This is a genomic window from Kitasatospora sp. NPDC059722 (assembly GCF_042733235.1).
In the GTDB taxonomy this organism is placed as follows: domain Bacteria; phylum Actinomycetota; class Actinomycetes; order Streptomycetales; family Streptomycetaceae; genus Kitasatospora.
Genome location: NZ_JBHWGD010000120.1, coordinates 6,401 through 11,916, shown reverse-complemented (window position 1 = coordinate 11,916; position 5,516 = coordinate 6,401). Strand labels below are relative to the sequence as shown.

The 5,516-nt window shown below is 74.4% G+C and carries 2 protein-coding genes and 2 pseudogenes; all 4 read right to left on the bottom strand.

Features of this window, described 5'->3' with window-relative positions:
* Positions 1–88 precede the first annotated feature (88 nt).
* Positions 89–1,706 (bottom strand): annotated as a pseudogene (locus ACFV4F_RS38545) (ABC transporter ATP-binding protein).
* 14 nt (positions 1,707–1,720) lie between these two features.
* Positions 1,721–2,710, bottom strand: a complete 990-nt coding sequence (locus tag ACFV4F_RS38540; protein ID WP_380509829.1) for an ABC transporter permease — start codon at positions 2,708–2,710, stop codon at positions 1,721–1,723.
* Between the two features lie 163 nt (positions 2,711–2,873).
* Positions 2,874–3,797: pseudogene (locus ACFV4F_RS38535) on the bottom strand (ABC transporter permease); the annotation flags it as partial.
* A 49-nt stretch (positions 3,798–3,846) separates the two neighbouring features.
* Positions 3,847–5,508 carry an ABC transporter substrate-binding protein gene (locus ACFV4F_RS38530; RefSeq protein WP_380509841.1) on the bottom strand — a complete coding sequence of 554 codons (1,662 nt, stop codon included), beginning with the start codon at positions 5,506–5,508 and terminating at the stop codon, positions 3,847–3,849.
* Positions 5,509–5,516: the final 8 nt, after the last annotated feature.

The following is a 5,516-nucleotide window of genomic DNA, read 5'->3' as shown; positions in this document are numbered from 1 at the left end:
GTGAGGTGGTGCGCGCGCGGGGGGGCGCGGGGGGCGCGCGCGGGGGGGGGGGGGGGCCCGCCCCCCCCCCCCCCCCCGGGGGTGGCGGTCAGGTCCGGGTGGCCGCCAGTCTGGCGTGGCGGCGGGCGGTGGCCTCGGTCGGGTCGAGGGCCGGGACGGCGGCCAGCAGGGATTTGGTGTACTCGTGCTGCGGGGATTCGTACACCGCCGTCGCGTCGCCCTGTTCCACGATCCGGCCGGCCCGCATCACCGCGACCCGGTCGCTCACCTGCCGGACCACGGCGAGGTCATGGGCGATGAAGACCAGGGCGAGGCCGAGGTCCCGCTGCAACTCGCCGAGCAGCCGGACCACTTGGGCCTGTGTGGTGACGTCCAGCGCGGAGACCGGTTCGTCGCAGACGAGCAGGCGCGGCCGGGGTGCCAGGGCCCGGGCGATGCCGACGCGCTGGCGCTGGCCGCCGCTGAACTCGTGCGGGTAGCGGTGGTACCAGTCGGCGTCGAGGCCCACGCGTTCGAGGTTCGTCGCGCTCGCCGGTGATGCGCAGCGGGTCGGCGACGGACTCGCCGATGGTGCGGCGCGGGTTGAGGGAGGACACCGGGTCCTGGAAGACCATCTGCAGTTCCTGCCGGAGCGGGCGCAGGTCCTTGTCGCCGAGCGTCCCGATGTCCCGGCCGCGGTAGTGGAGCCGGCCGCCCGTCGGGTCCAGGAGGCGGACGAGCATCCTGCCGAGGGTGGTCTTCCCGGAGCCGGACTCGCCGACGACGCCCAGCGTCTCGCCGGCCCGCACGGTGAGCGAGACGCCGTCCACGGCGACCACGGGGGCGGCGCGCCGTCCGAGGGGGCCGCGGGTGGCGAACTCCTTGCGGAGGCCGGTGGCTTCGAGCAGGACCTCGCCCCCGGATGCGGCCGCCGGGCCGGGCGCCTCGGCGGCGTCGACCCGGGGCACCGCCGACAGCAGCGCGCGGGTGTACGGCTCGCGCGGAGCGCCGAGCACCTCGGTGACCGGGCCGTGTTCCACCGCCCGGCCCTCCTTCATCACGAGCACCCGGTCGACGCTCCCGGCGACGACGCCCAGGTCGTGGGTCACCAGGACCAGCCCGGCCCCGGTCTCGGTGCGCAACTCGTGCAGCAGGTCGAGGACCTGGGCCTGGACGGTGACGTCCAGCGCGGTCGTCGGCTCGTCGGCGACCAGCAGGCGCGGCTCGCAGGCGAGGGCCATCGCGATCAGCACCCGCTGGCGCATGCCGCCGCTGAACTCGTGCGGGCGCGAGCGCGAGCGGCGCGCCGCGTCGGCGATGCCGACCCGGTCGAGCACCTCGACGGCCCGGGCCCGGGCGTCCCGGCGCGAGACGTCCCGGTGCACCCGCACGACCTCGGCGATCTGGTCCCCGACGGCGTGGTACGGGTCGAGCGCGGAGAGCGGGTCCTGGAACACCATGGCCGCCAACCCGCCGCGCAGGAGGCGGAGTTCGTCGCGCCCGGCGGTGACGGCGTCGACGCCCGCGACCCGGACCGAGCCGCCGGTGCGGGCGCCCGTCCCGTGGTGCAGGCCGAGCAGGGCGTGGGCGACGGTGCTCTTGCCGGAGCCGGACTCGCCGACGATGCCGAGCGCCTGCCCGGCCGCCAGGGTGAAGCCCACGCCGTCGACGGCGCGGACGCGGCCGTCGCCGACCGGGAAGTCGACGACCAGGTCCCGGACGTTCACCAGCGGTTCGGCGCTCACGCCAGGACCACCCTTCGGTCGGCCACCGCGTAGAGCACGTCCGCGACGACGTTGGCGAGGACGACGGCGAACCCGGTGACGAGGGTGAGGCCGACGACGGTGGGCAGGTCGATCAGGCTCACCGAGCCGACGAGCAGCTTGCCGAGGCCCGGGAGGCCGAACAGCGACTCGGTCAGCACGGCGGACCCGAACATCGTCCCGAGGTCCAGGGCGGTGAGCGCGATCACCGGGGTGAGCGCGCCGCGCAGCGCGTGCCTGGTCACCAGGTGCCGTTCGCTGACGCCGTACGCCCGGAAGGTCCGGATGTGGTCCTCCGCGAGGGTCTCCAGCATGGACGCGCGCGTCAGCCGGGCGTACTTGGCGGACTCGATGAGCGCGAGCGAGATCCAGGGCAGGAGCAGGCCCCAGAACCACTGCTGCGGGTCCTCGGTGAGCGGCACGTAGCTCGGGAACGGCAGCCACTGGAGCTGGGCGCAGAGGACGATGAGCAGCACCAGTCCGATGACGAACACCGGGACGGCGGTGCCGGCCAGGGTCAGTGCGGTGAGCAGGCGCTCGGTCGGCCCGCCCCGGCGCAGCGCGGAGAGCAGCCCGGTGCCGACGCCGAGGACCAGCCAGAGCACCATCGCGCCGAGGGCCAGCGAGGCCGTCACCGGGAGCCGGGCGGCGATCATGTCGGTGACCTGCTCGCCGCTGCGGTAGGAGACGCCCAGGCAGGGCGCCGGGCAGTGCAGCGGGCCCGTGCCGGCGCTGAAGTCGCGCCCGGCGACGACACCCTGGAGGAAGTGGGCGTACTGCAGGTACACGGGAGCGTCGAGGCCCAGCCGTTCGCGCACCTGGTGGACCTGGGCGGGGCTGCACTTCTCGCCGCAGGCCAGCTGGGCGGGGTCGCCGGGGGCGATGTAGAACACCGCGTAGACGATCAGGGAGAGGACGAGCAGGACGCCGATCATGCCGACGGCCCTGCGGAGCAGGAAGCGGGTCATGCGGCGGCCACCACCGTCTTCGGGGCGGCCGGGGGGCCGGCCCGCCGCCGGGGTGACCCGGGGGGGGCGGCGCGTGGGGGGGGGCGGGGCGGCCCGCGGGGGGGGGGGGGGCGCGGCCGCGCCCACCGGGGGGGGCCCCCTGGGTTTGGGGGGGGGCGGGGGCCCCGCCCCGCAGCCGGGAGGCCGCGCGGGGGTCGAGCGCGGTGCGGACGCCGTCGCCGACCACGGTGAAGGCGAGCACGGTGGTGAACAGCACCGCGGACGGGAGCAGTACGTACATCGGGTCCGCGCGGAACCAGGTGGTGGCGCCGGAGAGCATCTGGCCCCAAGACGAGGTGGGCGGCTTGACACCCACGCCGAGGAAGGAGAGCCCGGCCTCGGAGACCACGTTGGACGGCAGCAGGACGGCCGCGTAGGTGATGACCGGCGCGGCCAGGGCCGGCAGCAGCTCCCGGCGGGCGATCCGCCACCGGGAGGCGCCGGCCAGCCGCGCCGCGGCGACGTGGTCGAGCTGCCGGAGGCTCAGCGTCTGCGCCCGGACCAGCCGGGCGGTGCCGGCCCAGCCCAGCAGCCCGATGACGAGCGTGAGCAGGACCGGGCGGGGGAAGCCGGAGGGGACGACGGCCATCAGGGAGATGGCGAAGACCAGCGAGGGCAGGGCGAGCATCACCTCGGAGGTGTTGCCGATCAGCTGGTCGAGCAGGCGGTTGCCGAGGCCGGCGGCGAGGCCGAGCAGGACGCCGGTCGCGACCTGGACGAGCGTGGCGCCGACGGCGACGAGCAGCGAGATGCGGGCGCCGTACACGAGCCGGGCGAACACGTCCCGCCCGGTGCCCGGTTCGACGCCGAGCCAGTGCTCGGCGGTGATGCCGCCGAACGAGCCGGTGGGCACGCCGCCGGCCGCGGAGTCGAGCAGGCCGTCGTGGTAACTCGTGGGGTCCTGGCCCTCGATCGCGGCGAGCAGCGGTGCCGCCGCCGCGGTCAGGGCGAGCAGGAGGATGACGAGGCCGCCGGCGAGGACGGCGCGCCGCGCGAGCAGCCGCCGCCACACCGGCCGTCCCCCGGCAGCGGGATTCCGTGGAGCCATGGTGGTCCGATTTCCGTCCGATCCGATCCGTTCCGTCCGGTCCTGTCCGCTACTTGACCGCGACCTGGGAGATGTCGAGCACGCCGGTCCAGTCGCTGATGACGATGTTGCGCACGTCCTTGCCGGACAGCCGCTTGTAGACGGGGTGGAACAGCGGGACGGTGAGGGCCTGTTCGCCGAGCCGCTTGTCGAGGGCGCCCCACAGCTTGGCGGCCTCGGCGTGGTCGGTGATCTTGTTGATCCGGTCGATCTCCTCGTTCACCGAAGGATCGTCCAGCTGCGCGGAGTTGAAGTTGTAGCCGTCGGTGACGATCTGCCGGCCGTCGAAGACCGGTGCGAGGAACGGGCCGCCGGAGGGCCAGTCGGCGCCCCAGCCGGAGAGGAACAGGCCGGGCTCGGTGGCGACGGTGTGGATCGTCTTGGAGTACCGGCTGGACTCCAGGGCGTCCAGCCGGACGGTGATCCCGGCCGCCTTCAGGCCGTCCTGGACGGCGGCGGCCAGGTCCGGGCCGTAGCCCCGGCCGGTGGCGGTGGAGTGGGTGAGCGTGATGGTCAGGCCGTCGGGGTAACCGGCCTCCTTCAGCAGTTCCCTGGCCTTCTGCGGGTTGCCGGTGGGGCCGGCCGGGAACGGGTCGTAGGGCGTGTACCCGAAGGTCTCCTGGGCGGGCAGGTAGGTGGTCGCGGCCTCGGCGAGCGAGGAGCCGCCGGCGGCGTTGACGACCGAGGTGCGGTTGAGCGCGTAGGCGACGGCCTGGCGGACCTTCGGGTCGTCGAAGGGCTTCACCTTGGGGTTGAAGGCGAGGTAGTCGACGTAGCCGAAGTGGCCGGTGCCGACCCGGGCGGCGAGGGCCTTGTCGTCCTTCACCTGCGCGAGTTCGGAGGGGCCGAGGTTGGTGTCGGTGGTGACGGCGGCCGCGTCGGCGCCGGTGCCCGCGGAGAGCCGCTGGTTGATCACCGCGGGGTCGAGCCCGGACTGCACGTCGATGGTGTCCGGGTACGCCTTGCGCTGGTCGTCCGTCGCCGCGGACCAGTGGGGGTTCCGCGCGAGGACGAGGTGCGTCCCGTCGTTCTCGTTCTTGACGACCTGGTAGGGGCCGGACGAGACGGGGTGGTCCTGGTACTTCGTCCCGGTGTCCTTGGCCTTCGGCACGGGCGCGAACTGGGTCTGGGTGGCCAGGTACGGGAAGTCGCCCTCGGGCTTGTTCAGGCGGAAGACGATGGTCCTGTCGTCGGGGGTCTGGACGGCGTCCAGGCCGCGGCCGTCCTTGTACGGGCCCTGGTAGTCCGCCGCGCCGACCAGCCAGTCCCTCAAGTACGGCGCCCCGCCCGAGAGTTCAGGGGCGAACGACCTCTCGATGCCGTACTTGATGTCGGCGGTGGTGATCGGCGAGCCGTCCTCGTACGTGAGGCCGTCCTTGAGGTGGTACGTCCACACCGCCGCGCCCTCCGACGGGGTGCCGGTGTCGGTGGCGAGGTCCGGGACCACCTTCGTGCCGGCCGCGCCGTCGGCCCGGTTGCGGGTGGTGAGGGTGCGGAAGACCAGCGAGGGCACGTTGCCGCCGCCGGAGGTGTAGAGCCGCGCGGGGTCGAACTGGTCCTCCGGGTTCTGGTTGAGGACGGTGAGGGTGCCGCCCTGCCGCGGCGCGGCGTCCTTGCCGGTGCTCCCACCGCCGTCGGCCTTCGGGCCGCACGCCGCCAGTCCGGCGACCAGGGCGACGG

Excerpts from the sequence above, each read along its gene's own strand:
- ACFV4F_RS38540 (WP_380509829.1), bottom strand. The coding sequence starts at position 2,710 with ATGACCCGCTTCCTGCTCCGCAGGGCCGTCGGCATGATCGGCGTCCTG.